Origin of the sequence: Sulfitobacter marinus (assembly GCF_900116285.1) — a bacterium.
Classification (GTDB): Bacteria; Pseudomonadota; Alphaproteobacteria; order Rhodobacterales; family Rhodobacteraceae; genus Sulfitobacter; species Sulfitobacter marinus.
In genome coordinates this window covers 158,957-185,155 of record NZ_FPAJ01000003.1, presented here as the reverse complement: position 1 = coordinate 185,155, position 26,199 = coordinate 158,957, and the positions used below count along the sequence as shown (strand labels likewise).

General features: G+C 56.2%; 25 protein-coding genes. 9 read left to right on the top strand and 16 right to left on the bottom strand.

Features of this window, described 5'->3' with window-relative positions; genetic code table 11:
- Positions 1–3: 3 nt before the first annotated feature.
- The 3 genes from mnmE to BM347_RS09755 form a co-directional block, all read right to left on the bottom strand.
- Positions 4–1,290: a tRNA uridine-5-carboxymethylaminomethyl(34) synthesis GTPase MnmE gene (mnmE, locus tag BM347_RS09765; RefSeq protein ID WP_093916285.1), complete on the bottom strand. Its 1,287-nt coding sequence runs from the start codon at positions 1,288–1,290 to the stop codon at positions 4–6.
- A gap of 30 nt (positions 1,291–1,320) precedes the next feature.
- Positions 1,321–2,592, bottom strand: coding sequence for a transcription termination factor Rho (gene rho, locus BM347_RS09760; RefSeq protein ID WP_093916284.1), 1,272 nt, complete (start codon positions 2,590–2,592; stop codon positions 1,321–1,323).
- 125 nt (positions 2,593–2,717) lie between these two features.
- A complete protein-coding gene (locus BM347_RS09755) occupies positions 2,718–3,167 on the bottom strand; it encodes a CopD family protein (RefSeq protein WP_093916283.1) in 450 nt (149 codons plus the stop codon).
- A 402-nt stretch (positions 3,168–3,569) separates the two neighbouring features.
- On the opposite strand from BM347_RS09755, the gene BM347_RS09750 reads away from it, so the two are divergent.
- From BM347_RS09750 to dnaQ, 4 genes are read left to right on the top strand one after another with little or no spacing between them, the layout of a single operon-like run.
- On the top strand, positions 3,570–4,169 hold the full coding sequence (locus tag BM347_RS09750) for a Maf family protein (RefSeq protein ID WP_093916282.1): 600 nt from the start codon (positions 3,570–3,572) through the stop codon (positions 4,167–4,169).
- Entirely contained in the window at positions 4,166–4,999 is an 834-nt protein-coding gene (locus tag BM347_RS09745; protein WP_093916281.1) for a shikimate dehydrogenase, read from the top strand. The genes BM347_RS09750 and BM347_RS09745 overlap by 4 nt, the downstream gene beginning before the upstream one ends.
- On the top strand, positions 4,999–5,589 hold the full coding sequence (gene coaE / locus BM347_RS09740; protein WP_093916280.1) for a dephospho-CoA kinase: 591 nt from the start codon (positions 4,999–5,001) through the stop codon (positions 5,587–5,589). Before BM347_RS09745 ends, coaE begins: the two co-directional genes overlap by 1 nt.
- Complete coding sequence (dnaQ, locus tag BM347_RS09735) at positions 5,582–6,268, top strand: DNA polymerase III subunit epsilon (RefSeq protein ID WP_093916279.1); 687 nt, start codon at positions 5,582–5,584, stop codon at positions 6,266–6,268. The genes coaE and dnaQ overlap by 8 nt, the downstream gene beginning before the upstream one ends.
- On the opposite strand, the gene secB is transcribed toward dnaQ, so the two are convergent.
- Positions 6,265–6,756 (bottom strand): protein-export chaperone SecB, encoded by a 492-nt coding sequence (secB, locus tag BM347_RS09730; protein ID WP_093916278.1) that lies wholly within the window; start codon positions 6,754–6,756, stop codon positions 6,265–6,267. The genes dnaQ and secB overlap by 4 nt on opposite strands.
- A gap of 63 nt (positions 6,757–6,819) precedes the next feature.
- Positions 6,820–7,317: an FxsA family protein gene (locus tag BM347_RS09725; protein WP_093916277.1), complete on the bottom strand. Its 498-nt coding sequence runs from the start codon at positions 7,315–7,317 to the stop codon at positions 6,820–6,822.
- Positions 7,318–7,419: 102 nt separating this feature from the next.
- On the opposite strand from BM347_RS09725, the gene BM347_RS09720 reads away from it, so the two are divergent.
- From BM347_RS09720 to BM347_RS09710, 3 genes are all read left to right on the top strand, one after another.
- Entirely contained in the window at positions 7,420–8,079 is a 660-nt protein-coding gene (locus BM347_RS09720; RefSeq protein WP_093916276.1) for a Tim44/TimA family putative adaptor protein, read from the top strand.
- Between the two features lie 62 nt (positions 8,080–8,141).
- Positions 8,142–9,110, top strand: a complete 969-nt coding sequence (mltA, locus tag BM347_RS09715; RefSeq protein ID WP_425442458.1) for a murein transglycosylase A — start codon at positions 8,142–8,144, stop codon at positions 9,108–9,110.
- Positions 9,107–9,688 carry a Smr/MutS family protein gene (locus BM347_RS09710; protein ID WP_093916275.1) on the top strand — a complete coding sequence of 194 codons (582 nt, stop codon included), beginning with the start codon at positions 9,107–9,109 and terminating at the stop codon, positions 9,686–9,688. The genes mltA and BM347_RS09710 overlap by 4 nt, the downstream gene beginning before the upstream one ends.
- Here BM347_RS09710 and BM347_RS09705 read toward each other — a convergent pair.
- From BM347_RS09705 to regB, 11 genes are all read right to left on the bottom strand, one after another.
- Positions 9,679–10,905, bottom strand: a complete 1,227-nt coding sequence (locus tag BM347_RS09705) for an MFS transporter (RefSeq protein WP_093916274.1) — start codon at positions 10,903–10,905, stop codon at positions 9,679–9,681. The two genes, BM347_RS09710 and BM347_RS09705, sit on opposite strands and share 10 nt — an antisense overlap.
- Before the next feature lie 38 nt (positions 10,906–10,943).
- On the bottom strand, positions 10,944–12,251 hold the full coding sequence (gene hslU / locus BM347_RS09700) for an ATP-dependent protease ATPase subunit HslU (RefSeq protein WP_093916273.1): 1,308 nt from the start codon (positions 12,249–12,251) through the stop codon (positions 10,944–10,946).
- Positions 12,248–12,805 (bottom strand): ATP-dependent protease subunit HslV, encoded by a 558-nt coding sequence (gene hslV, locus BM347_RS09695; protein WP_093916272.1) that lies wholly within the window; start codon positions 12,803–12,805, stop codon positions 12,248–12,250. The genes hslU and hslV overlap by 4 nt, the downstream gene beginning before the upstream one ends.
- Positions 12,806–12,973: 168 nt before the next feature.
- Positions 12,974–13,294, bottom strand: a complete 321-nt coding sequence (gene trxA / locus BM347_RS09690; protein WP_093916271.1) for a thioredoxin — start codon at positions 13,292–13,294, stop codon at positions 12,974–12,976.
- A 35-nt stretch (positions 13,295–13,329) separates the two neighbouring features.
- Complete coding sequence (addA, locus tag BM347_RS09685; RefSeq protein ID WP_093916270.1) at positions 13,330–16,707, bottom strand: double-strand break repair helicase AddA; 3,378 nt, start codon at positions 16,705–16,707, stop codon at positions 13,330–13,332.
- On the bottom strand, positions 16,704–19,667 hold the full coding sequence (addB, locus tag BM347_RS09680) for a double-strand break repair protein AddB (protein ID WP_093916269.1): 2,964 nt from the start codon (positions 19,665–19,667) through the stop codon (positions 16,704–16,706). The genes addA and addB overlap by 4 nt, the downstream gene beginning before the upstream one ends.
- Positions 19,660–20,352 (bottom strand): nucleotidyltransferase family protein, encoded by a 693-nt coding sequence (locus BM347_RS09675; protein ID WP_093916268.1) that lies wholly within the window; start codon positions 20,350–20,352, stop codon positions 19,660–19,662. The genes addB and BM347_RS09675 overlap by 8 nt, the downstream gene beginning before the upstream one ends.
- Positions 20,328–21,332 carry an aminoglycoside phosphotransferase family protein gene (locus tag BM347_RS09670; RefSeq protein WP_175498548.1) on the bottom strand — a complete coding sequence of 335 codons (1,005 nt, stop codon included), beginning with the start codon at positions 21,330–21,332 and terminating at the stop codon, positions 20,328–20,330. Before BM347_RS09670 ends, BM347_RS09675 begins: the two co-directional genes overlap by 25 nt.
- Entirely contained in the window at positions 21,329–21,799 is a 471-nt protein-coding gene (tsaE, locus tag BM347_RS09665) for a tRNA (adenosine(37)-N6)-threonylcarbamoyltransferase complex ATPase subunit type 1 TsaE (protein WP_093916267.1), read from the bottom strand. The genes BM347_RS09670 and tsaE overlap by 4 nt, the downstream gene beginning before the upstream one ends.
- A 50-nt stretch (positions 21,800–21,849) precedes the next feature.
- Positions 21,850–23,361: a PAS-domain containing protein gene (locus BM347_RS09660; protein ID WP_093916266.1), complete on the bottom strand. Its 1,512-nt coding sequence runs from the start codon at positions 23,359–23,361 to the stop codon at positions 21,850–21,852.
- A gap of 94 nt (positions 23,362–23,455) precedes the next feature.
- Positions 23,456–24,847 (bottom strand): sensor histidine kinase RegB, encoded by a 1,392-nt coding sequence (gene regB / locus BM347_RS09655; RefSeq protein ID WP_093916265.1) that lies wholly within the window; start codon positions 24,845–24,847, stop codon positions 23,456–23,458.
- 100 nt (positions 24,848–24,947) lie between these two features.
- Between regB and BM347_RS09650 the strand changes: the two genes are divergently transcribed.
- Complete coding sequence (locus BM347_RS09650; protein ID WP_093916602.1) at positions 24,948–25,565, top strand: SCO family protein; 618 nt, start codon at positions 24,948–24,950, stop codon at positions 25,563–25,565.
- Between the two features lie 77 nt (positions 25,566–25,642).
- Complete coding sequence (locus tag BM347_RS09645; protein ID WP_093916264.1) at positions 25,643–26,197, top strand: ActR/PrrA/RegA family redox response regulator transcription factor; 555 nt, start codon at positions 25,643–25,645, stop codon at positions 26,195–26,197.
- Positions 26,198–26,199 lie beyond the last annotated feature (2 nt).

Genomic DNA, 26,199 nt, shown 5'->3' with positions numbered 1-26,199 from the left:
CATCTATTTACCCAAGCAAAAGCTGGAAAAAATCACATCCAGCAGGTTTTCCACGTCTATACGACCAACCAGCGCTTCTAGCGCGCGAATCGAATGCCGCAACTCTTCTGCAGCTATATCATATTGGTCGGGCCCATGATCCAGAACCGACATCGCAAATGCTAACCCATCAGCGGCTTTCTGCAAGGCCACCCGATGACGTTCATGCGTGGCAAGGCCCGCCGTCAAGCTACGTGTTTTCAAAACGGATTGAACCCTAGCGATCAACTCAGAAACGCCCTGCCCCGTCGTCCCTGAAATAGAGCCCGATGGGTCGTCTCGCAAGTCGGCCTTGGGTAAAAGGCGAATATCTTCTGACCTTGCCTTGATAGGAAGGTCTTCGCCCTTTTCAACCAAAAATACCCGTAAATCTGCGGCATCCGCACGAGACATGGCTCGGTCGATCCCCATCGCCTCGACCTCGTCAGCGCCGTCCCTCAGACCAGCGGTATCCAACAATGTGACCGGAAGACCGCCGATATCCATACGAACTTCGATAACGTCACGGGTTGTACCGGCGATTGAAGATGTAATTGCTGCGTCCCGCCCTGCCAAGGCGTTCAAAAGCGTAGATTTGCCAGCGTTCGGCTTGCCAATAATCGCGACTTCGAACCCGGTGCGAATGCGTTCTGCCGTATGTGTGCCCTGAACCTCCCGCAACAGCTCGTCGTTGACCGAGGTTAAGAGCTCACGGACTTCGCCGGAAACATCAACCGGAACATCTTCATCGGCAAAATCAATCGTCACTTCCAACAAAGCTGCGGCGCGGATCAGCTTTTCGCGCCATTCGTCGACGCGTTGACCCAGATGGCCTGACAATACGCGCAGCGCTTGTTTACGCTGTGCTTCGGTTTCAGCCTCGATCAGATCGCCAAGACCTTCGACTTGGGTCAGATCTAGCTTGCCATTTTCCATCGCCCGGCGGGTAAATTCGCCTGGTTCGGCCAGACGCGTATCCGGGAAAGTTGAGAGCAGTTCCAAAACCGCTTTGACGACGGCGATGCTGCCATGCAGATGCAGTTCAACAACGTCTTCACCGGTAAAGCTGCTTGGCTCCTTAAATGCCAAGACCAACGCGCTGTCGATTGTGTCACCGTTCAGATCAACGATAGGCCGAACCGCCGCTTGACGAATAGCTGGCAGCGGAGCCGATATTTTATGTGCAATATCAAACGCTTGAGCACCAGAGATACGAATAACGCAAACCCCAGCACGCCCTTGCGCTGTAGCCTGAGCAAAAATCGTATCCATTGGTCTAACCCACTGTTATAATTTAATAACTTAGGTGTTCATTGAGTCGAAGAAATCCGAATTCGTCTTGGTCTGCTTGAGCTTGCCAATCAGGAATTCAATCGCATCTGTTGTGCCCATGGGGTTCAGAATGCGACGCAGAACAAAGGTTTTCTGCAGATCGACCTTATCAACCAGCAGATCTTCTTTGCGGGTACCAGATTTGAGAATATCAATCGCTGGGAATACACGTTTATCTGCAATCTTGCGATCCAGAACGATTTCAGAGTTACCGGTCCCTTTGAATTCCTCAAAGATAACCTCGTCCATGCGGCTGCCTGTATCGATCAGCGCGGTCGCGATGATGGTCAGTGACCCGCCCTCTTCGATATTACGCGCGGCACCAAAGAAACGTTTGGGGCGTTGCAGGGCGTTGGCATCAACACCACCGGTCAGAACCTTGCCCGACGATGGTACAACGGTGTTAAACGCACGGCCCAGACGGGTAATCGAATCGAGCAGGATAACAACATCACGCTTGTGTTCGACCAGACGCTTGGCCTTTTCGATAACCATTTCGGACACCGCAACGTGACGGGTAGCAGGTTCATCAAAGGTCGAGGAAACAACCTCGCCCTTAACTGACCGCTGCATGTCGGTAACTTCTTCGGGGCGTTCATCGATCAGCAAAACAATCAGGTAACATTCCGGGTGGTTCTGTTCGATCGAGTTGGCAATATTCTGAAGCAGAACGGTTTTACCGGTCCGCGGCGGGGCAACGATCAAGCAACGCTGGCCTTTACCAATCGGCGACACCAGATCGATAATCCGCGAAGACCGATCTTTGACGGTGGGGTCGTTAACCTCCATCGTCAGGCGTTCATCCGGATACAGCGGCGTCAGGTTTTCAAATGCGACTTTGTGGCGGGCTTTCTCAGGCTCTTCAAAGTTGATCTTGGTGACCTCGGTCAGGGCGAAATAACGCTCTGTATCGTCGGGTGCTTTGATCAAACCTTCGATTGTGTCACCGGTGCGCAGCGAGTGCTGACGGATCATTTCAGGTGAAACGTAAATATCGTCGGGGCCCGGCAGATAGTTTGCCTCGGGCGAGCGTAGAAATCCAAACCCGTCTTGCAGCACTTCCAACACCCCGTCGCCCGAGATTTCCCAGCCCTCATCGGCGCGTTCGCGCAGGATCTGGAACATCATCTCGCCTTTACGCATGGTCGATGCGTTTTCGATCTCAAGCTCTTCGGCCATCGCCAAGAGATTCTTGGGGGTCTGCGCCTTAAGATCAGCGAGGTTCAGCGTTTCGGTTGTCATGGAAATATCCTGTACCGGCCCAATCAGATCAGGCGGGTCGTATCGTTAAATTTGGCAGACGGATGCGATCCCAGAACTGGGTGCGAGGGGATACATAGTCAGATACGCGGCTTTCGTCAATCCACTTAGAATTTCACGACGACTGACAGGACGATGATGATCATTAAAACTGTCGGGACTTCGTTCATCATCCGGTATTGTTTGCCGGTTAGGGTGTTCTGACCGTCGGCGAACCCTTTGACCCGTGCGTACAGCCATTCATGGAAGCCTGTCATTGCGATCACGGCACCTGCCTTGGTCCAGGGCCATATCATCGACCAATCGACGATACCGGGCGTAAAAACCAAAGATAGGCCAAAGATCCACGTGGCGATCATGGCCGGGCGCATGATCACATTCGCCAGCTTAAACTCCATCATGGTAAAGAGATCATGCGTCTCACCCGTCAAACCAACGCGTTCAGTGTGATGCACCAGCAAGCGCGGAAGATAGAACAGGGCGGCCATCCACGAGATCACAGCCATGATATGGATTGCTTTGGTCCAAGGGTAAGCGATGGCTAGAAGGTCTGACATATCATTCTCCGTTCACTGCTCTCTTACTAATATAAATAAGAAAAGAAGAAAGATGATGATGTAAGTAGGGAGCGTGATTTCTGTGGATTATCGAGATATACTAGCAGTTATCCACTTGTTAATTATACAAACCGCTTAGGGCTAACAAAAAATTTGAGATTATGAAAATTAAATTAATACAATATCTTACCGATAAGACTCTCGTTAACCAGCTTGTACAAAACTGTGGATAATCTAACAATAAAGCCAGATCACATGCGCGCCAAGTTATCCTTATCCTACCCCGCATAAAATTGAATAGTCGGGTTGGAAATCTAAGATATCCGGCAGCGCTGAAGCCGCTCTCGCATTCTCAAGGATAAGTCCTTAAAAACTCCTACACATCGCACACAGGTTATCCACATGGTTCAAACGCTCACCCTTGCCTCAGGGTCGTCGATCCGGGCGCAGTTGCTGTCGCAGGCAAATATTCCGCATCAGGTGAATGTTGCACGCATAGATGAACAAATGATCAAGGCGGCAATGCTCGCCGAGGGGGCTCCGCCTCGCGACATTGCGGATTCACTGGCCGAGATGAAGGCGCGCAGGGTCAGTGACAAAATCCCCGGAGCCTTGGTTTTGGGCTGCGATCAGGTTCTTGATCACCGGGGGACGTTGCTGTCGAAACCCGAAACGCCGCAGGATGCCATCGACCAGCTAACCAGTTTGCGTGGGGATCGTCATAGCTTGTTGTCTGCCGCCGTGATCGTTGAGGATGGCAAACCGATTTGGCGCCATGTCGGTCAGGTGCGGTTGCGCATGCGCGATGTGTCAGACAGCTATCTTGCCGATTATGTGGACCGGAACTGGCATAGCATCCAGCATGCTGTTGGATCGTACAAGCTGGAAGAAGAAGGTGTTCGCCTGTTCAGCGGGATTGAAGGAGATTACTTTAATGTCCTAGGATTGCCCCTGATTGAGCTTATTAACTATTTAACGATCCGAGGGGACCTACCTGTATGAGTTTGCCGAAAATACCGCTTGCGGCTGTGATAGGATCGCCGATCGCGCATTCCAGATCACCGCAAATTCACGGGCATTGGCTGAAAACGATGAGCCTTCAGGGGGCCTATATCCCGATGGATGTTTTGCCAAAGGATCTGGAACAGGTGCTGCGTACCATGCCCAAGATGGGCTTTGTCGGCGCAAATATTACGGTCCCACATAAAGAAGCGGTGATGAACATCGTCGATACTGTAACGGATCGCGCAGCGTTGATCGGCGCGGTTAATATGCTTGTCTTTTGCGATGATGGCAAAATTTTCGGCGATAATACAGACGGTTACGGGTTTCTGGAAAACCTGAAATCCGGTGCCCCGAATTGGGTGCCCAGCGATGGCCCTGCGGCGATCTTTGGGGCAGGCGGTGCTGCGCGTGCGGTTATTTCGTCACTGCTGGATGCGGGTGTGCCGGAAATTATGCTGTCCAATCGGACACGCGTGCGGGCCGAGAACCTGCGCTCTGTTTTTGGCGCCCGGGTGACAGTTTATGACTGGACCCAAGCGGGCAATATGCTTGAGGATGCTGCGCTGTTGGTGAATACGACCTCTCTTGGCATGTCAGGCAAATCCGAGCTGCGCGTGCCATTGGACGCGTTACGTGCTCAGACGGTTGTGACCGATCTGGTTTATAACCCTCTCAAAACCAAACTACTGGAAACCGCCGAAGGGGTCGGCTGTGTTACGGTCGACGGGCTTGGCATGCTTTTACATCAGGCGGTTCCCGCGTTTGAACGCTGGTTCGGCACCCGTCCCGTTGTTGACGATGAAACGCGCGCGGCGGCCCTGCGCTGATGTTTTTGCTGGGGCTGACAGGGTCAATTGGCATGGGCAAATCGACAACCGCTGCCATGTTCGCCGATGCCGGATGTGTGGTGTGGGATGCTGATGCCGCCGTTCACCGTCTTTATGCCAAAGGCGGTGCCGCCGTTCCCGCGTTTGCAGATGCCTTTCCAGAGGCCGTGATTAATGACGAAGTATCGCGTCCGGCGCTCAAGACGATTATTGCCAATGATCCGAATGCGTTGAAAAAGATCGAAGAAATCGTGCATCCGCTGGTCGGTCAGGACCGTGCCGCCTTTCTCGAAAACACGACCTCTGATATCGTGGTCCTCGATATTCCGCTGATCTTTGAAACGGGCGGTAATAAACGCATGGACGCGGTTGCATGTGTAACGGTTTCAGCGGAAACACAGCAGGAACGGGTTATGGCACGGGGCACGATGACGCTGGAACAGTTCGAAAATATACGGTCCAAGCAGATGCCAAATGATGAAAAATGTGCACTGTCAGATTATGTGATCGAGACAGACACGCTTGAACACGCCCGCGCCCAAGTATTGGCTATCATCGAGGATATCAAAGGAAAGCTAACCCATGCGTGAGATCGTACTGGATACGGAAACCACCGGCTTTGATCCTGAAAGCGGCGACCGCATTGTCGAAATCGGTGCCGTTGAACTGGTGGGTCACGTGGCGACTGGCGAAACCTATCACCAATATATTAATCCCGAACGCAGTATGCCGGACGAGGCGTTTCAGGTGCACGGGCTTGGTGATGAATTTTTGCGCGATAAGCCCAAGTTTGCGCATATTGGGCAGCAATTCCTTGATTTCATCGGTGATTCCAAGCTGATCATCCACAACGCGGCATTCGACATCAAGTTTTTGAACGCTGAACTAAGATGGATGAACCTGCCGCAAATCCCGTGGGAACGGGCGCTTGATACGTTGGCCATTGCCCGCAAACGGTTCCCCGGGTCGCCCGCGTCGCTGGACGCATTGTGCCGCCGCTTTGGGATCGATAACACCTCGCGCACGCTGCACGGCGCTTTGCTAGATAGTGAAATTCTGGCCGAAGTGTATCTGGAGCTGATCGGCGGACGCCAGCCAGACTTTGGACTGTCTGCCAAGCCCGAGCGTAAGGCGGGCGATGTGTCCCAAGATTGGATGCCAAAACCGCGGCCCAATCCCCTGTCCTCGCGGATATCGCAGGACGAAGCCGCCGCCCATGCCGAATTTGTCAGCAAACTGGGCGACAGCGCACTTTGGAAGACGCTTTAGGCGTCTGCTTTTGGTGGGTTCTCGGCCTGACGCCGTGCAATTTCATTGCGGTAAAGCGCAACAAAATCAATGTTTTCCAAGTTCAACGGCGGGAAGCCACCATCGCGCGTGATGTCACTGACAACGCGGCGCAGGAACGGGAAAATCATCCGAGGGCATTCGATCAACAAATACGGGTGCATCTGATCTTCTGGCACGTTTTCAATGTGGAAAATGCCGACATAGTCGATCTCGAGCAAGAACAGCATCGCGTCGCCGTCTTTGGCCTTTGATGTCACTTTCAGCTTGATCGCGGTTTCGTATTGGTTTTCGGCGGACCGCTTTTTCGCATCCAGGTTTACCTGAACCTGAACGTCGGGCTGCACATCACTTGGCGCGCCTTTTTGTGCCATAATATTCTCGAACGACATGTCGCGAATAAACTGGCCCAGAATGCGCATCTGCGGCTGGGCTGCTTGTGTTGGTTGTGCTGCTGCTTCTTCAGCCATATTGCGGGCTCCTTGAGGGTAAAAAATGCGTTTGGCTGGCTTTATCAGACCTAGGGGCGGCCCTCAATGCTTTGTCCAACCAGACGGGTGCTGGGCCCTTTTTTCATCTTCGGACAGCTCGTGGTATTCGCCGTCAATCACGTCACCCTGCATTGGCCGGTGCGGTTGTTTGCGCGTGTTGGCAAACCCGCCGCTGAAATTCACCGATCCGCTGACGTTGACGCGTGATCGGATCGCACCAAATAGCACGGCGCGAATACCCGGCACCAATAGCGCAAAGCCAACCGCGTCCGTGAAAAACCCCGGCGTCAGGAGCAAAGCACCGGCAAACAGGATCATCGCCCCATTGACCAAAGGTTCGGTCGGATCGCGAATCTCGGACAAGGATGATCTGAGCTGGCTTAGCGCCAGGGCACCTTGCGCGCGCATCAGCGAGGTGCCGATCAGCGCGGTCACCACGACGATGGCCAGCGTCCAGCCAAGGCCGATTGCCCCACCTATTTGGATAAACAACGCAATTTCGATCAAAGGTACAGCAATAAATGCCAAAAACAGCCACATGTCGCGGGTCCTTTCATAAGGGCCAGAGTGGACTTGGCCCGGTTCACACCCTACATAAGGGCAACAGACCCACGTTTCCATGTTTCTCACCAAGAGGTTCCTATGAATTCGCCCCTAATACAGCTTCTGGTGCTTGCCGGCATTGCGGTATTCCTGATTTTGCGTTTGAAAAATGCACTGGGAACACGCGAAGGTTTTGAAAAAACACCCGAGGTGGATGGCCCTGTCAAAAAATCCTCAGGCCCTGCTTTCGAAGTGATCGAAGGTGGCCCGGATCTGGACATCACCGATCACGCGGCCGAAGGGTCCGACACGGCGATTGCTCTGGCTGATATGAAACGGGTAGAGCCGTCCTTTGGTGTGAGCGATTTTCTGGGCGGGGCGCGCGGCGCCTATGAGATGATCGTGATGGGCTATGAGCATGCCAATCTCGACGAAATCAAACCGTTCCTGTCCGAAGACATCTACGAAAGCTTTGTTGACGGGGTTGCGGCCCGCGAAGATCAAGGCCTGACAGTTGAATCCCAATTCATCGGTATTCGTGAAATGGAACTGGACAATGCGACGATGGACAACGCCACCAACGAGGCAGAGTTGACCATCAAGTTTGTCGCGGAAATGACGTCGGTCGTGAAAGACAAAGAGGGCAATGTCGTTGAGGGCAGCCCGACTGAAGTGATACGTCAAAAAGACACGTGGGTATTCGCGCGGGTCATGGGTTCGGATGATCCAAATTGGTTGCTCGTTTCTACAGACGGTTAATTCGTGCCTGTGCGGGCACTGTTCTTTGGGCGGGCCTGACGGTGCCGCCCGCTTTCGCAGATGTGACGCATACCATTATTGATTTCGGGCAGTTGGACGGATGGGAATCCGATGACCACGCCACCGCCCTTGCGACATTCCTGAACACCTGCCGCGATATGGAGGATGTGGATTGGCGCAATCTGTGCAGCTTTGCCGAGGCCAACCCGGATCCGCGTCAGTTCTTTGAGCTGTTCTTTCGCCCCGTTATGATCGAAGATGGCCAGGACGCGATGTTCACCGGCTATTTTGAACCTGAACTGGATGGCGACCTTACCCCGTCCTCGCGGTTTAAATATCCGGTCTATGCCATGCCGAAAGAGGCAAAGGCGAAAAACCGATGGCTGTCACGACGGGACATTCTGAATACCGATGTGATGAAAGGCCGCGGCCTGGAGATCGCATATGTCGATGATCCGGTTGAATTGTTTTTCCTTCAAATTCAAGGGTCTGGACGCATCCGCCTGCCGAACGGGGAATTCATCCGCGTTGGATATCGTGGTGCAAACGGCCATCCCTATCGGTCTATTGGTGTCGAACTGGTGCGGCGCGGGGTTTACGACGCGCATCAGGTCAGCGCCGAGGTCATCAAAAACTGGGTGCGCCGCAACCCCAAGAGCGGGCGTAATCTACTCAATCACAATCCCTCCTATGTTTTCTTTCGCGAGGTGAACCAGGTGCCGGCGGACAAGGGCCCGCTTGGCGCGATGAACCGGTCGGTCACCGACATGCGCAGCATTGCGGTTGATCCGAAATTTATCCCGCTCGGCGCACCCGTCTGGATCGAGAAAAAAGGCGAAGCCCCGCTGAACCGTCTGATGGTCGCCCAAGACACAGGCTCCGCGATCAAGGGCGCGCAACGTGCTGATATCTTCTTTGGCACCGGTGAAGAAGCCGGCCGTGCAGCAGGCAAGCTGCGCGATCCGGGCCGGATGGTTGTTTTGATGCCGATCCAACGCGCCTATGCCCTGCTGCCAGAACCGCTGCTATGACGCGCAAACGATTGAACAAAGATGATCTTTCGCTGTGGCAAAAGGTGACGGAACGGACGGAAAAGCTGGACCTGAACCAGTTGTTTCGCGCCGAAATTGACGGCCCTGCCCCCAGCCCCCCCCAGATCCATAAAACGACCTCCGTTATAATGGGCAAACCCAATCCGAAACCGCGCCGTTCCACCCATGATTTGATGCCATCCCTGCCGGATCAAATCCGCAAATCGCCGGTGCAAATGGACAGCAAGGCGTTTACCAAACTCAAACGTGGCAAGCTAAACCCGGAAGGCCGGATCGACCTGCATGGGATGACGTTGGATCGCGCGCACCCTGCCCTGACGCGGTTCATTTTGAATGCGCATAAAAACGGCAAACGCTTGGTCTTGGTCATTACCGGCAAAGGTAAAATGCGCGACGAAGGCGGGCCCATTCCGGTGCGCCACGGCGTTTTGCGCCATCAGGTGCCGCAATGGCTGTCGATGCCGCCGCTGGCCAGCGCCGTGTTACAAGTCAGTCAGGCCCATATCAGCCACGGCGGCGGCGGTGCCTATTACGTTTATCTGCGCCGTCAACGCTGAGCGCGGGCCAGCCTGCCTTGATATTTCAAGACGCCCGTCGTCGCCATGGCGGCGGCAATCACATAATAAATGGCAATCGGGATCATCTGTTCGGGGAAATCCACGCCTAGATCAATGAACAGGCCCGTGACCCCGGGGCCAACCGCCGATCCGAAAACCATCAGCGCGGCGGCAACCGCCTTGATCGACCCGATATAGCGCGTGCCGTAAAATTCCGCCCAGAACACGGAAGTCGCGGTGGCCTGCATCCCCTGCCCGACGCCAAAAATCATCAATCCAACACCTGCCATCGCAATCGTGTCCGCAAAGGCGAGAACTGCAAAAGACACCGCAAAGGGCAGCATTTGCACGGGCGTCACGCGGTTCACCCCGAAACGGTCAACCGCCCAACCCGATACGAATATCGAAATCACCGATGTGACGGTATAAAGCGGCATCAGCGCGACGAAACTGACCAGCGACCAGCCTTTGACCTCGGTCAGGTGGACCTGTTGGAAAAACAATGCCGTTCCCCATGACGACGGGCCGATAATCATCGGGATCATCAGCCAGAACAAACCGTGGCGCATCATCTGCATACGCGTCCAATGCAGCCCGTCCATCCCTGCCACCTGCGTGGTTTCAGCCATGGATTGCGGGGTGCGTTCTTGGCGCAACAGGGCCAGCATCACCGGCATGGTGATCAATATCAGGGCGGCGGCCAACACCCACAGGCTACGCCAATGAAAGCTAGCGAAAAGTGCTACGAAAACAATGGGTAAGATGGCTTGGCCCGCCGCAAACCCCATCGAGGATAGCGAAAGCGCCTTGCCGCGTGTCGCCTCGAACCAGCGGACCATGGCGACTGATCCCAGCTGTGACATCATCCCCTGCCCGGTCAGCCGCAGCGCGTAAATAACAAAGATCAGCGCGATCCAGTTTGGCACAGCAGCCATCGCCAGACAGGCCGTGGCCAGCGCAATCATCACCCAGAATGACAAGTGGCGGACGCGAAACCGATCCGTCAGAACGCCCGCCCAAACCATCGTGATCGCCGAAAGCGTCGTGCCGATGGTATAGATGCCACCCCATTGGCCATCGCTTAGGCCGAAACTGCCCTTAATCTCGCCCGCGAAAAGCGAGATAAAGTAGGTTTGCCCATAGGACGACGTAAAGGTCAGCAGAAAACCTGCCAACAAAAACAGCCAATTGGCGCGGATGAATTGAAAATATGCCATGCGCCATCATTCTCAGGCGCATGGCAGAAAGAAAAGTCCTAAAGCACGTAGCGCGACAGGTCGGAGGAGCGGACAAGCTCGCCCAGGTTCTTTTCGACAAAATCGCCATCCACGGTGATTTTTTCACCGCTGCGATCCGGCGCGCTAAAGGACAGTTCCTCGAACACCCGCTCCATCACCGTGTACAGACGACGCGCACCGATGTTTTCAATCGATTGGTTCACATCAGCGGCGATCTTGGCCAGTGCTTTGATGCCGTCATCGGTGAATGTCACCTCGACTTCTTCGGTACCCATCAGCGCGGTGTATTGCAGCGTCAGCGCATTGTCGGTTTCGGTCAGGATGCGCACGAAATCGTCTTCGGTCAGGGCGCGCAGTTCAACACGGATCGGCAAACGCCCCTGCAATTCAGGCAGCAAATCCGACGGTTTCGCGATGTGAAACGCGCCTGACGCGATGAACAGAACGTGGTCGGTTTTCACCGGGCCATGTTTTGTGGACACGGTCGTGCCTTCGATCAGGGGCAACAGATCACGCTGGACCCCTTCGCGCGAAACATCGCCGCCACGGGCGTCAGACCGCGCACAAACTTTGTCGATTTCATCCAGAAACACGATGCCGTTTTGCTCAACAGCGTCAATCGCTGCACGGTTAACCGTTTCATCATCCAGCAGTTTGTCGGCCTCTTCGCTGATCAGGATTTCATAGCTTTCGGCAACCGACAGACGTTTCTTGGTTTTGCGTCCGCCCATGGCTTTGCCAAACAGATCGCCGAGGTTCATCATGCCCATGCTACCACCGGGCTGGCCGGGGATATCCATTGTCGGGAACGGGCTAGAGGTATCGGTAACCTCAAGATCAATCATTGTGGCGTCGAGATCGCCCGCTTTCAGCTTTTTGCGGAATATCTCGCGCGTGCCTTCGCGGGCGTCTTCACCGGCGATGGCATCAATCACGCGTTCCTCGGCGGCTTTGTGCGCGCTGGCTTTGACATCTTCGCGCATGTGATCGCGGGTCATGAGGATGGCGCTGTCCACCAGATCGCGGATGATCTGTTCAACATCACGCCCGACATAGCCGACTTCGGTGAATTTGGTGGCTTCAACCTTGAGGAACGGCGCGCGGGCCAGTTTGGCCAAGCGGCGGCTGATCTCGGTCTTACCAACGCCTGTTGGTCCGATCATCAGGATATTCTTGGGATACACTTCTTCGCGCAGGTCATCGCCCAATTGTTTGCGGCGCCAGCGGTTGCGCAAGGCCACGGCAACGGCGCGTTTCGCATCGTTCTGGCCGATGATAAACCGGTCAAGCTCGGATACGATTTCGCGGGGGGTTAGATCGGTCATGGTTTGATTTTCTCCACCGTGAGGTTGCCATTGGTGTAAACGCAGATGTCTGACGCGATTTTCATCGCGTCGCGGGCCACGGTTTCTGCATCACGGCTGCTGTCCATCATGCCGCGCGCCGCCGCCAAGGCGTAGTTGCCCCCAGATCCGATGGCGGCCACGTTATGTTCGGGTTCCAGCACATCGCCAGCGCCAGTGATAATCAACAGCTCGGTGCCGTCGGTGACGATCAACATGGCCTCAAGCTTTTGCAGGTATTTGTCGGTGCGCCAATCCTTGGCGAGCTCAACGCTTGCCCGTGCCAATTGCCCTGGCGTCGCCTCAAGTTTGACCTCCAGCCGTTCCAGCAAGGTAAACGCGTCTGCCGTCGATCCGGCAAAGCCCGCAACTACGTCAAAGCCACCGGGGCTAAGCCTGCGGACCTTGCGGGCGGTGCCCTTGATCACGGTTTGGCCTAGACTGACCTGACCGTCGCCTGCAATGACGACTTCACCGTCTTTTTTGACGCCGATGATCGTTGTTCCGTGCCATCCGGGAAATTCTTGGCTAGACATGCTCGGTCTCCTTTTCTGGAATTCTATATGGTCCCCGTAAACGCGCGGGGCAAGGGCGCGGCTCTTGGCACCGGCAGTTGTTTGCGGGTTTGGGTGCGCCTTGGCAGGACCATGCACAAAGGGCGCCCCGTTTCCGGCGCGCCCTTGGCAAACTTACGTAGGTTCAGCTCAGATCGACTCTTCGATCCAGCTTTGAATTTGGCCCTTTGGACGTGCGCCAGACAGGTTGGAAACGACTTCGCCGCCTTTGAAAATGAACAGGGCAGGGATGCCGCGAACACCCATTTGCGCTGGGCTGTTGGGGTTTTCGTCAACGTTTACTTTGACGATTTTTACCTTGCCGTCCATTTCTGCGGAAAGTTCTTCCAGGGACGGTCCGATTTGCTTGCAGGGACCGCACCATTCTGCCCAGAAATCCACCACTACGGGGATATCGGAATTTTTAACTTCAGCGTCGAATGTTGAGTCTGTGACTGCGACCGTGGCCATGATGCTCTCCTACAAGGAATGATTAGAATGGGAACCTATGTAGCCTCTGTGCCTTCGTCAAGATCGGCAGCGCGGGACAAGGCATTTGTGATCAGATCGTCGGGCAGTTCCATCAGGTTAGCGCCCCGCGTCCATAAAATTGCCGTGCGAATACGGTGGTTTGGAAATACCTGCGCCAGTGCCGCGGCATAAGCACCCATCTGACGTAAAATCCCGTCGGGGCAGGCGGCAGGGGTGGTCGGCACAACGCGGTTTGTTTTGAAATCAACCGCCAAGACGTCTGTATCCGACACCAGCAAGCGGTCGATCGTGCCGTGAATGCGCCATCTGCTGATCTGCGCGGTAATCGGCACCTCAAGCAATGCGTCGGGGGCAAAGATGTGTTCCATTTCCGCGTTGGTCATCACGCCGATGGCTTCTTGCAATGCGCTGTTGGCGATGGTCGGATCGTAGCCGTCGCTGATGCTGCGCAACTGATCGTCCCAGCTGTCAGTGGGCAAGGCGGGCATGGTCTCAAGCAGTTTATGAACGAGCGTGCCATAGGCTTTGGCCTCGTCTTCGGTCATGCCGTCTTCTCCGGGCAACGCCTTTGCACCGCCAAGATCCGAAGGAGATTTGGTTTCAGGCCGATGAGGAATTTCGGTCAGTTTATTCTGGAAAACAGGCTCTAACACTGGGGTATTTTGCGTATCGGCCTTGTGATCCCGAATGGGCAGCCCATCCCAATCACCGTATTGAAACCGCAGCTTGCCGGTTTCTCCGACGGGGGTGGCACCGGCCTGGCCCATGGCGGCACCGATCATTTGATACCAGCTGCTGTCATCTTTGGGCAGGTCACCGGCGGCCGCCACAATTAGCCATTTTTCCGCCCTTGTCATCGCGACATAAAGCAGCCGCAGACGTTCGTCGCGTTCACGATCCTTGCGCGCGTCCAATGCATCGCGCATGGCGGCCGGCATATCGGTATCGGACATTTTCCAAACCGGTGTGTCGCCCATTTTGATGATCTCGTCGCGGATCACCAGATTGCGCTTGCCGGTGTCGGGCAGGATCACGATCGGCGCCTCAAGCCCCTTGGCGCCATGCACTGTCATCACCCTGATCTGGTCCGACGCGTTGTCGATCTGGCGTTTGATCTCAAGGTCATCGGTTTGCATCCACACCAAAAACCCGGTCAAACTGGGGATCGCGCCGCGTTCATAAGACAGCGCTTGGGCCAGCATCGCGTTAATGCCGTCTTCAGCCTCAGGCCCCAATCGTGCGAGCAGCTTACGGCGACCTTCATGGCGGGTCAGAATGCGTTCGATCAGGTCATAGGGCCGCAGGAAATCGACCTTATCGCGTAGATCGCGCAGGATTTCGACGGTTTCGGGGTAATCTGGGTTGTCGCGCAACGCTTGCCACAGGTGATCTTCGGTCCTGTAATGCGACAGCTTGAACAGCATTTGTTCGGTCCACCCGAAGAGTGGCGATTTCAGTGCAGTGGCCAGCGACAGGCTGTCTTCTGGCGTGGCCAGAAAGGACAGCAGCGCCGCCAGATCCTTGACGGCAAGCTCGGCCCCAACTTTCAGACGATCTGCGCCCGCGATGGGCAAGCCAGCGGTCTTGCAGGCGCGAATAATCTCGGAAAACAGGGCGCTGCGCCGCTGGACCAGGATCAGAAAATCACCCGACCGAATGCGCCGCCGCGCCAACCCGCCGGGTACATCTGCGCCAACCGGGATATAATGTTCGCCCTCGGTCAACATCTTGATCTGCGCGGCAATTTTATCGGCCAGTACCACGGTATGATGGTGATCTGATTGCTGATCGACAGGATCGGACCACTCGCGATCATCCGGTTCTTCCGACTTCTCGACCAAGGGCCACAGATCAACGCGGCCGGGCAGGGCGGATTTGAACGCGATATGTTTGCTATCTGCGGCAAACCCGGCGCTGGCATGGGGGGTAAAGCTGGTATCGACCAGCTGCAAAATCGCGGAGGACGACCGGAACGAATAATCCAGACTGCGGCGTTGGAAAACCTGCCCGGCATCGGTGATCTTGCCCTCGAACAGGGTTTGTTTGTGGTCAAATTCGCGTGGATCGGCCCCTTGGAACGAATAAATCGACTGTTTTTTGTCACCCACGACGAACAGGGTGCGCGCGTCACCCTCGTTGGCACCATCGCCGCTGTAAAATTCATCCGTGAGCCGTTCAATCACGTCCCATTGGCGCGGGCTGGTGTCTTGTGCCTCGTCCACCAGAATATGGTCGATGCCGCCGTCGATACGGTACAGAACCCACGCGGCAACGGCGGGGTTGGTTAGCAAAGCGCGCGCTTTCAGGATCAAATCATCAAAATCCAGCCAGCCGCGTTTTTGCTTTTCAAGTGCATAGCGTTTCAGGAACGCGTGGGCGAATTGATGCAAAACAAAGGATCGTTGCGCCGCTTTCAGCGACAGCCGCGCGTTGCGGGCGCTTTCCACCCGCGCCATCAGATCATCAACCTGCGACATGATATGTGACAATGCTTTTTGCGAGGCCTTGGTGGGCACGCTGCCAATCTTTGCGCTAAAGGGGGACGCGGCGGACCCACCTGTCAGAAACACCCCTTCGAGGACGGGCAGCGCAGTAATATCAAACGCGCCAATCGACCGCAGCTTGTCGGCGTTTTTCTGATCGGTGACGCCTTTGTCTTTCATGACGCTGATCATCTCGTCGATGATGCTGCGCTCGGACCCCAGAAAAACCGACGCGGCGATGCTGTCTTCTGTCAGATCGGCGGGTTGATCGAACAACGCAAGCGCGTCAGCCCATGCCAAAGGCGTTTCGAACCCTTCGCGTTCGCCAACGATGGCGCGGGTCAGTTTGCTGAAACCTTCGCCAGTGTAATGTCGGGCAAGGGCGACCACGTACTGCCCGTCATCGCTCTCGACCATTTTATCGACAATCTCGGCTCGTAGCAGATCGGCAGCGCGGTCTTCGATTTCGGTGAATTGCGGGCTTACCCCTGCCTCAAGCGGGAAACGCCGCAGTAGGGATGCACAGAATGAGTGGATCGTTTGAATTTTGAGCCCGCCGGGCGTTTCAATCGCGCGGGCAAATAATGTGCGCGCCATGCGCAGTTTTTCGGGGGTAAATGCGTCGGTGACACCCAGTTCAGCCAAGGAACCGCGCAGGTCATTATCCTTAAGCATCGCCCAGGCGCCCAGACGTTTGAACAACCGGTTCTGCATCTCTGACGCGGCGGCCTTGGTGTAGGTCAGGCACAAAATATGCTGTGGTTCGACCCCGTTCAGCAGCAGACGCGCGACACGGTCGGTCAAAACACGCGTTTTGCCAGAGCCGGCATTCGCCCCCAACCATGTGGACGCGTCCGGCCGGGCGGCGTCGATTTGCGCGCGGGTTGCATCATCGAAATGCGCGGTCATGTCAGATCCTCCGGCACGGGGTCATTCGTACCATCCCATTCGCCAAAGCGGGCAAGCTGATCATAGTCACCTTCGAAATCGGTGGTTTTCACCATGCGGCGGGACGTGAAACCCTGATCGTCGGACAGATAGCTGGTCATCAACGCATGCAGTTTGGCCAAAACCTCGTGCGGGGGCTCTTCTTCTAGCGGGGCGGAAAGCTCGACCGGGTTGCTGCCCAGCCCAATATAGGCGGCATTGGCCACTGGGGCGGGCCCGATCTGTTTGAAACCGCCTTCCTCGACCATCGCAGCCTCAAGAAGTAGTTGCTTATCAAAGGCTTTTTGTTCGGCCTTGCTGGGCGGCGCGCCGGTTTTATAGTCATAGATCAGGATGTCGCCATCATCCGTCCGGTCGATCCGGTCGGCAAATCCTGTCAGGGTAAATCCAAGATCGGCAAAGCTGTGGCTGCCTTTTGCGGCCTTTTCAAAGGCGGCGGGGCTGGAATAGCTTTGGCGCTTGGCCTCGTTCTCAATGAACCAATCCGCGATGCGTTCGATTTTGGTCAGCCACATAACACGGGCGGCAGGCCAGGGGGCTTCGGCCTCCAGAACTCGCGAAGCAGTCTCTAACAAGTAGGATTTCGTAAGGTTTTCGGGGTTTGCAGACACCGATTTGATGAACTGTTCCATGATCTCGTGCACGATAATGCCGCGCACAGGGGCGTCGGGCGATTGGACCAGCGGGTTCAGCGCGCGCAGTTTCAGGCTGTGCTTGGCGTAAACCGCATAGGGGTCGCGGATCAGGCGTTTGATTTCGGTCACCGAAAGTGCGTGTGGCCGTGCGGCCCGTGGTGGCCGGGGCGAGGGGCGCGTGGCAGGGGCGACCCGCGTCACCGTTTCCAAGGCGCGCGCCTGTTCAAGCCAGTGATCGCCACGTTTGATCATCGCGTCCCACGCGGTATTGCCACCCTGATCGGGCAATCCGTTCAGCAAATTTCCAAGCCGGTTCAGCCAGCGCGATGGCACGGTTTCAGCCTCGTCCGACCGGATGGCGCGGGTCAGGCAGACCTCGGGCGCGGCGATGGATTGCTGATAATCATGGGCAGACAGGCCGATGCGCCGTTCCGGCAACAGCAATCCCGCTTTAAGGCGCATTTGACGGTTCAGCCACGGATCGGGCGGTGGTGCCTCGGGCCAGGTGCTGTCGTTCAGCCCGCCCATAATGATCAGCTCGGCCCCTTGGACGCGGGCTTCCATCGTGCCCCAGATCATCACATGGGGGTGGGGGGCGTCGCGGTCGCGGATTTCGCCGTTTTGCAGCAAGGCATCGGCCAGATCGGCATAGTCCGACGCAGACATGTCGCTACCGTACTGTGCGTTTTGAACCAGATTGGTCATGACTTTGTCGGCCTGTTGACCCGCTGTATGCTGCCATAACAGGCTGTCCGATATGGGGTTCGAGCCGTCTGCGATGGCTTTCGCCTGACTTAGATGTTGCGCGACCCAAGTTTCGAGCGGCAGGTCGCCAGCGATCTCAAGATCGGTGAAATTTTCGCCGACCCAAGTGGCCCAAGCGTCCATCTGATCGGGCTGCTTTGATCGTGCCACGGATTTTCGCGCCAACCGCAGGATGCCTTCGGCGTCGGGATAGGGCAGGCCGTCGCTCCGCAACTGAAGCTCTAGCCTTTGTGTGTTGAGCTGATGCAGGTTCCGGTCGCCGCCACTGTGGGTCAGCGGATGTTTTAGGATGGTTAACAGCGCCTCTGAATCCAGTTTGCGCAAGAACAGATCGGCGATGTGGCGCAGGAAACGGCCGGGGGGCGACAGGTGCAGGGGCGATCCGGCGCTGTCATCGGGTAGGATATTCCAGCGGTCCAACGCCGACGTGACTTGCCGCGACAACATCCGGTCCGGCGTGATTAACGCTGCGGTTTGCCCGTCTTCCACGGCTTGGCGCAGACGCATCGCAATGGCCAATGCCTCGGCGCGGGGGGTTGGGGCCTGTATAAGGGTTAACCCTTGGGTCGCGCGGTTAAGATCGGGCAGTTTCGGCCCTTCGGTCAGCCACACATGGGTCACGGGGGCAGGGCGCAATGACAATGATACCAATGCGTTACACTCGGGCGATGGGGGCGGTTGATCCGTCCAGGCGGCGACATTTCTGTGCGACATATCAAGCGCGCGCAGCATATCGCGGAACCGGTATTGCGGATGATCTTGCGACAGTTTTTCCTGATCCTCGCCCAGATCTGTCCAGACGTTGCCGGGCATGTCAAAATCAAAACCGGGCAGGATGATAGCACCCTGTGGTAGTCGCGAAACCGCCTGCATCAACAGTGCCGATGTGCCACGTGAACCGGTTGATCCCGCAACGATAATCGGGTGCTGGGGCGGATTATCCTGCCAGCTTGCAATCAGCTGTGCCGCAACCTGACGTTGGCGCGCACGTGGGTCGGGGCGTGTTACGCTTTCCCCCAAATAACGATGCGCGATGTCCAGAAACTGCTTGGCGCGTTCCCAATGGCCTGACTGATCGCTGACATCCAGATTGGTGATCGCCTCGACCGGGACACCTTCGCCCTGCATTTCGTCGATCAAACCGGCCAGACTGTCGGACAGATCATAAAGCGACGCGCGGGGGGCGAGATCGGGCGCTTGATCCAGCAGTTTTGATACCAGCGTGATCAACTCAAGCCGCCGCCGCAACGCGGGGCTGGGGCGGGGTAGGGCCACTCCGGATGACAAGGTATCAAGGTTGTCGATCATGTGGATGCGGGGCAGCAGGCTGGCGGGGCCAGTATCAAAAAAACCACGCAGCCGGCGCTGCATACGACGGGTGTTCACGATCAGATCAATGCGCGCGATGGCCTGCGGCGGATGCTCCTTTAGCCGGTCCAGCAGACCGTTCAGCAGCTCTTGGGGGAAATCCACGCCGGGGGCGAGGCCAAAGATGCGCGGCGTGTCAGAATGGTCAAACATGGGCACCCCTTAGCATGTTTTCCGCAAGGGTGATCCCCTCGGGGTGGCCCACGTCGCACCATTTCCCAGTATAGCGCACCCCGTAGATGCGGCCCATCGTCAGCATCTTGTCCCACAGCAGGTTCAGGGAAAATGCGCGGTCAGGAATAGTCTTTAACAAGTCGGTTTTGATGATTTGCACGCCGCCATAGATCACGCCGGGGCCACGGGTCAGCTGCCCGCATTGGCCCATGACAAAGTCGCCCTTGCCGGAATGACCCACGGCCTGCGCAGGGGGGATGCCGATCAGCAGGGCATCCATGATGTCGGGGTTCCAGACGTCCTGCAGCATCGTCAACGGGTTCGGACCCGCCCAGATCGCATCGGTGTTCATGGTGAAAACCGACCCCGTTCCCAGCAACGGTAAGGCATTGCGCAACCCGCCGCCGGTTTCAAGGATATCTGGCGTCTCAACGATGGTCCGGACGTTGCGGCCCTTAAGATGCGCCAGCAGCGGCTCGGGTTTGTAATGCAGGTTCGCGACGATGCGATCCGGGGCAATCGCGTTCGCCAGATCAAGCGCGTGATCGATCAGCGGCCGACCGGCGACCTTGATCATCGGCTTGGGCTGATCTTGGGTCAGATGTCTCATCCGCGTGCCAAAGCCCGCGGCGAACATCATCACGGATTTGGGTGTGTCGCGCATCGTGCTTTCAAATCCTCAAGGAAATCGGGGCTGGGATAGGGCAGGGTTTCAGTTAAAAACTGCGCCAGTTCGGCAAGGTTGGGGTGTTTAAGATTGCGTTGCAGATAGCCCCAAACGCGGGGGATGAAATCCACATAATGCGCTTTGCCGTCGCGCAGGCAAAGCCGCGCGAAGATCCCCAGAATGCGAAGGTTTCGTTGGGTGCCAAGAAGGGCATATGCGGCCTGGAAATCGTTGGCATCTGTGCGGGTGTTGGCAATGTAACGGGCGATCATCTCGGCCTCGATTTCAGGGGCAACATCGCGGCGGGCGTCTTGGAGGATCGACACCAGATCATAGGCCGGATGCCCCAGCAGCGCGTCTTGGAAATCAAGAACACCTACACGCGCGATACCTTTGCGTTCGGGCAGCCACAGCAGGTTTTCAGCATGGAAATCGCGCAGGATCACGACGCGGGGCGTGTGATCAAGCAGCCGCGCCATGGGCCGGAACAACCGATCAAAACGGGCGAAACCCGCGCCATTATTCGCGTAGAGGTCAAAAACCAGATCGGTCATGCGAACCAGCCAATCGGAATCGCAGATCGGCAATTCCAGCGGTTCTGCCTTATGCAAGCTCACCAGCATATCGGTGGCGGCGGTGTAGAGAGGGCGGCACATGTCCGGCTGCTGAATCATCAACCGCGCAAATAGGTCATCGCCCAGATCCTCAATCAGCAAGAAGCCGTTTTCAGGGTCTTGCGCCAAAATGCGCGGGGCGCTTAGCCCGTTTTGGATCAAGTACTTGGCGATGCGCACAAAGGGGCTGACTTCTTCGCCTTTGTTTGGCGGCGCATCCATGAAAACCGCCGTGCTGCCGTCCGATGCGGTCAGGCGGTCATAGCGGCGGTTTGATGCATCTCCGGCCAGCAGGGATTTTCGGGCCGTTCCCCAACCAGCGGCTTTGACGAACTCTTGTGATGCTGCGATGCGGTCCATCATCTGCGCCAGCTTTTCAATTTTGGTCCCCATTTATCGCCGTCCCACGATGCGGTTAGGATTCGGCTGTCATCGCCCGTCGTTTCTAGCGCTATTTCTAGCGCGTCCTTAGGTTTCAAATCTCCCAATCTATCGGGCCATTCAACCAAACAAATCGCATCTTGAAATGCGTCGGACAGGCCGAGTTCCTCAATCTCGAAAGTAGATGTCAGGCGGTATAAATCCGCGTGCCAAATGGTCCCCGCCGAGGTGTCATAGGTTTGCACCAGCGTGAAGGTGGGGGATGGCACGTCCTCGGGCGTGGTGAGCAGGGATTGGATCAAGGACCTTGCGAAATGGGTTTTGCCAGCCCCCACGTCACCGGTTAGCAAAATGGTGTCGCCAGCCGTCAACCCAGCACCAAGGGCGCGCGCGGCTTGGCTGGTTTCTTCTGCGTTATGCAGATCAAGGGAAAGACTGTGGTCAGACATGCGCCCAAGCTACTTGGCGGGGCAGGTGCGCCGCAAGGCGAAAGCGGAGCTTAAACGTCGCGCGACATATCTGGGGGTGACGTAAGTCTGCCGCGGATGTCAGACCGCTTGATGATGCGGAATCTAATAAGCGTCGCGCCCGCAACAATGGGCGAAATCAAGCATGTCATATGGGTTCCGTCAGTCAGATAGACAGGAATGCTCCAGGTTTTGCGGTCCACAAAGCTGCGCACAAAGGCTTCAATCTCTGGCCACATGGGGTTGTCCGTGGCCTTTCGCTTCCAATCCTGAATGGCATCATGGATCGTTACATCGGCAAAGCTGGTGTCGGGGTCAACCTTCCAAAGGCTTTGGTATGCCTTGTTCGAGAAGGTCAGAACGCCAGTGCCGGAAAACACCGCGATGCCGTCATCCAGCGTGTCGAAAATGGATTGCCCCAGTTCAAGCTCGGCCCGGAAATGACGTGTCAGGCTGACCTCTGCGGTGATGTCTTCGATCAGCAGGGCGGTGGCCCCATCGGGGTGTGGGCGGCCCTTTACCCGAAAGGTTTGACCTGAATCCAGCGACCACGTGTCGTCATATCTGCCATCCTTCGCCGAGTTTACCAGTTCAGAAATTGCAGTGCGCCAATCGGCATAGTTCTTTGGTTCGGGCATTTTGCGGGTTTCACGCAGGCGGTCAAAGAAGGTTTGCAGGGCAGGTCTGGTGCTTAAAAACTGAGCCGGGAGGCCGGTCAGATCGACCAGTGCCGGGTTGAACAACGCCAGCTGCCCGTCCCGGTTAAAAATCGCCAGTCCAATCGACAATTGCGCGAATGTCTTGGTCATGGTCTGCACAAAATTGCGCTGGGCCTCTTCGGCATGGACAAGGTTGCTGATGCAGATGGCTTGATAATTCAGCACGCCATCAACCTCGCGATAACTGACGTTAAACCATTCCTTTTTGCCGGTTGATACGTCGCGCAGGGAAACGCGCTGGCAGGTTGCTTCGAACTCGGGCGGGAAAATCAGTGTTTCTTCGATCGGAAGGTCTGGAAAGACGCGTGCATGCAGCGCCTCATAGGCGGGGTTCCACCAGAGCAATGCACCATCTGTACACACCTGCCAGACCGGTATGGTCAGGCTGGAGGTTAGGCCATGCGATACGATCCGGCTTTCAAGTGCTTCCGGCTGTTGATCGTCTTTAAGGCTCAGGAACTGGACCCAGCTTAGCCCGTTGTTCCAACTGATGTTGATCTGGGTTGGTCCGTTCATGTCGATCGCATCAAGGGTCATGCTGCCGGTGCCGTACAGCTTGGGTTGTTTGGGAAATAGGGTAAACCGGTCTACGATCTTTTCGCGCAGGTCGTCCCATTCGTGAAAGCCAGCCTCAAGCGGGATCAGACTTTGGGCGGCCTCAGACGCATGTTGCAAGATCCCCTGATCAAAAAGATAAACCTGTTCGGTTGTCGTCGCCGTTCGGCTGGGCGCGCGTCGTTGATTTGGGCTGTTCAGCCAAGCAAACGCAATGGCACCGCAAACGGTCGCGACGCAAAAGGTTAAAAAGATATCAACGGGCGGCATCTGCCCAAACTCCTCACGGTTTACGGAAATGTAGGAGCCTAGAGATTAACGTTTCGTTAATCGCTTGAGTGGTGTTGTGATTGTGACTGCACCCTTAGGTGGTGATGGGAACATTTTCGCCGATCGGGACAGCGGCTTCACCGTCTACGGCATCAATTTTGCTGCGTGGCCAGACAACCTCGACCACGGCACCCAAGCGGGGTTGGTCTGTCCGCGACCCCCGGTCCGATCCATTGGCAAAGTGCAGCTCTGCGCCAGAGCGTTCCAGCAAGGTTTTCGCGATGAACAGTCCCAGGCCCATCCCCTCGTATTCGGGGCGCTGGGGTGTGCTGCCTTGGGACCGGCGTCTGCGCATCAATGGGTCGCCAATGCGGCCAAGCAGATGTGGGGGAAACCCCTTGCCGTCGTCAAAAATGCGTATCGAAATCTGCGTCTGGGTCCAGTGCGCCTTGACCCAAACGGTGCTCTCCGCGAAATCGACGGCGTTTTGTATCAAATTGCGCAGACCGTGGATGATCTCTGGTTTACGCAGAATTGACGGTTGATGAGACGCCACATCGCCTTCTTGGCCAAAGGAAAATTCGATGGTTTTGCCGCGGGACATATGGGGCTCTGCGGCCTCTTCGATGACCGCGCTAAGCGGGGCCTGCCGCAGATGCAGATCGTCTTTGCCGGCACGGCCCATATCGCGCAGAATATCGCGGCACCGGTCAGCCTGATTGCGGATCAAGGCTGCATCAGCTGCCAGTTCCGGGCTGTCCTTCAATTCGTCCAGCAGTTCCGCGCTGACCAGTTTGATCGTGGCCAAGGGCGTGCCCAGCTCATGGGCGGCGGCGGCCACCACACCTCCCAGATCGGTCAGCTTTTGTTCACGTGCCAGCGCCATTTGTGTGGCCACCAATGCGTCTGACATCGAATGGATTTCGGTCGTCACCCGCCGGGAATAGGCGGTCGAAAACAAGATCGAGATCACAAGCGCCGTCCAGTGGCCGAATACAAAAATGCCGGGCATCATCAATACGCCGCCGTTTTTAGTGCTCAGCGGAAAGTGATAAACAGCCAACAGGCTGGCAAGGCCAATCGCCGTGCAGCACAAGATCACCGTCGACCTAAGGCTAAGCGTCGTGGCCGAGATCGTGACCGGCCCCAACAGCAGCAAGCAAAACGGATTGTGCAAGCCGCCTGTCAGGAACAACAAGAACCCCAGCTGAAGCAGGTCGAACAGAACCATCGACAGGTTTTCATATTCTGAAAGCCGTTTGTTTTCGGGGAAGACAAAGATCGCGATCAAATTGCCAACGACCGAAACGCCAATGGCAAAATAGCACAGACCCAGTTCAAGTTGGAGCCCGAACAACCGATCCGCTACAGTAATCGCCGTAAGCTGGCCTGCAATGGCAACCCACCGCAGTACGATCATGGTGCGTAGTCTGATCCAATTCGCGCGGGTGCGGTCCCCCAAGGGCTGGATTGTAGCCTGCGTCATTGGCGCGCCTTTTCAAGATAGCCCATTGCATAGATAGATAAGAAGCGTAGGTCTGCTTTAACCAGTGATCAAGAGTGCCGTTCGGCATGGGAGAATGAAGATGAACAAGATAATTGCTGTCAGCGCTGCCATCGTGGTGATCTGCGGACTGGCTCTTACCTATGTTATGGGGCAAAATGATGGCACCGACGATAAATACGCGCAATGCAAAGGCTCTGCTGTTGCGGGTGGTGATGAATTGGGCGGCCCGTTCGAGCTGGTGAATGCCGCAGGTCAGACAGTGACCGATGCGGATGTAATCACAGAGCCGAGCCTGCTGTATTTTGGCTATACGTTCTGCCCCGATGTGTGCCCCCTTGATGTTGCACGCAACGCAAGCGCCATCGATGTGCTGGAAGAACGCGGTATGTCCGTGACTCCGGTCTTTATCTCGATTGATCCGCTGCGGGACACACCCGAAGTTGTGGGTGAGTTTGCCGATAATATGCACCCCAAAATGATCGGGCTGACCGGATCGCCGGAACAGGTAAAAGCCGCAAGCGAAGCGTATCGCACCTATTACAAAGCCCATGACACAACCGATGAATTCTATCTCGTTGACCACTCTACCTTTAGCTATCTCGTGATGCCCGGTGAAGGGTTCGTGGATTTCTTTAGGCGCGATGTTACGCCCGATCAAATGGCCGACAAGATTGGCTGTTTCATCGAAAATCAGTGAAAAGTTGACATAAATTGGGCGGCACTACATAGCTGCTTGGTAGTGTGACGGCGAAACCGATGATTGCGAGGCATTAAATGGCTGAGAATAACGCGCTTGATCTAGGCGAAGATCCTACGTTGCTTTTGGTGGATGACGACGAACCGTTTCTGCGTCGTCTGGCCAAGGCGATGGAAAAGCGCGGGTTTTCCGTTGAAACTGCCGGGTCTGTTGCCGCTGGCCGGGCCATCGCAACCGCGCGTCCGCCTGCCTATGCCGTGATCGATCTGCGTCTGGAAGACGGCAATGGTCTGGATGTCGTCGAAGTGTTGCGCGCACGGCGCCCCGATACGCGGGTTGTCGTGCTGACGGGATACGGCGCAATTGCAACAGCTGTGGCTGCCGTCAAAATCGGGGCGACCGATTACCTGTCAAAACCTGCGGATGCGAATGACATCACCAACGCCTTGCTGGCGACCGGTGATGATTTGCCACCGCCCCCCGAAAACCCGATGAGCGCGGACCGCGTGAAGTGGGAGCATATTCAGCGAGTCTATGAGCTGTGTGATCGCAACGTGTCAGAAACCGCGCGCCGCCTGAACATGCACCGCCGTACATTGCAGCGTATCCTCGCCAAAAGAAGCCCGCGTTAGGG

What these genes read in the sequence shown, in the direction of transcription:
- BM347_RS09670 (WP_175498548.1), bottom strand. Translation starts at nt 21,332, where the DNA reads ATGATGGACCGCATCGCAGCATCACAAGAGTTCGTCAAAGCCGCTGGT.
- BM347_RS09725 (WP_093916277.1), bottom strand. Translation starts at nt 7,317, where the DNA reads ATGTGGCTGTTTTTGGCATTTATTGCTGTACCTTTGATCGAAATTGCG.
- regB (WP_093916265.1), bottom strand. Translation starts at nt 24,847, where the DNA reads ATGACGCAGGCTACAATCCAGCCCTTGGGGGACCGCACCCGCGCGAAT.
- trxA (WP_093916271.1), bottom strand. Translation starts at nt 13,294, where the DNA reads ATGGCCACGGTCGCAGTCACAGACTCAACATTCGACGCTGAAGTTAAA.
- BM347_RS09755 (WP_093916283.1), bottom strand. Translation starts at nt 3,167, where the DNA reads ATGTCAGACCTTCTAGCCATCGCTTACCCTTGGACCAAAGCAATCCAT.
- BM347_RS09750 (WP_093916282.1), top strand. Translation starts at nt 3,570, where the DNA reads ATGGTTCAAACGCTCACCCTTGCCTCAGGGTCGTCGATCCGGGCGCAG.
- mnmE (WP_093916285.1), bottom strand. Translation starts at nt 1,290, where the DNA reads ATGGATACGATTTTTGCTCAGGCTACAGCGCAAGGGCGTGCTGGGGTT.
- rho (WP_093916284.1), bottom strand. Translation starts at nt 2,592, where the DNA reads ATGACAACCGAAACGCTGAACCTCGCTGATCTTAAGGCGCAGACCCCC.
- BM347_RS09675 (WP_093916268.1), bottom strand. Translation starts at nt 20,352, where the DNA reads ATGCGCGACACACCCAAATCCGTGATGATGTTCGCCGCGGGCTTTGGC.
- addB (WP_093916269.1), bottom strand. Translation starts at nt 19,667, where the DNA reads ATGTTTGACCATTCTGACACGCCGCGCATCTTTGGCCTCGCCCCCGGC.
- hslU (WP_093916273.1), bottom strand. Translation starts at nt 12,251, where the DNA reads ATGACCGATCTAACCCCCCGCGAAATCGTATCCGAGCTTGACCGGTTT.
- BM347_RS09660 (WP_093916266.1), bottom strand. Translation starts at nt 23,361, where the DNA reads ATGCCGCCCGTTGATATCTTTTTAACCTTTTGCGTCGCGACCGTTTGC.
- secB (WP_093916278.1), bottom strand. Translation starts at nt 6,756, where the DNA reads ATGGCTGAAGAAGCAGCAGCACAACCAACACAAGCAGCCCAGCCGCAG.
- BM347_RS09650 (WP_093916602.1), top strand. Translation starts at nt 24,948, where the DNA reads ATGAACAAGATAATTGCTGTCAGCGCTGCCATCGTGGTGATCTGCGGA.
- BM347_RS09705 (WP_093916274.1), bottom strand. Translation starts at nt 10,905, where the DNA reads ATGGCATATTTTCAATTCATCCGCGCCAATTGGCTGTTTTTGTTGGCA.
- hslV (WP_093916272.1), bottom strand. Translation starts at nt 12,805, where the DNA reads ATGTCTAGCCAAGAATTTCCCGGATGGCACGGAACAACGATCATCGGC.
- BM347_RS09645 (WP_093916264.1), top strand. Translation starts at nt 25,643, where the DNA reads ATGGCTGAGAATAACGCGCTTGATCTAGGCGAAGATCCTACGTTGCTT.
- BM347_RS09720 (WP_093916276.1), top strand. Translation starts at nt 7,420, where the DNA reads ATGAATTCGCCCCTAATACAGCTTCTGGTGCTTGCCGGCATTGCGGTA.
- BM347_RS09710 (WP_093916275.1), top strand. Translation starts at nt 9,107, where the DNA reads ATGACGCGCAAACGATTGAACAAAGATGATCTTTCGCTGTGGCAAAAG.
- BM347_RS09745 (WP_093916281.1), top strand. Translation starts at nt 4,166, where the DNA reads ATGAGTTTGCCGAAAATACCGCTTGCGGCTGTGATAGGATCGCCGATC.
- dnaQ (WP_093916279.1), top strand. Translation starts at nt 5,582, where the DNA reads ATGCGTGAGATCGTACTGGATACGGAAACCACCGGCTTTGATCCTGAA.
- addA (WP_093916270.1), bottom strand. Translation starts at nt 16,707, where the DNA reads ATGACCGCGCATTTCGATGATGCAACCCGCGCGCAAATCGACGCCGCC.
- tsaE (WP_093916267.1), bottom strand. Translation starts at nt 21,799, where the DNA reads ATGTCTGACCACAGTCTTTCCCTTGATCTGCATAACGCAGAAGAAACC.
- coaE (WP_093916280.1), top strand. Translation starts at nt 4,999, where the DNA reads ATGTTTTTGCTGGGGCTGACAGGGTCAATTGGCATGGGCAAATCGACA.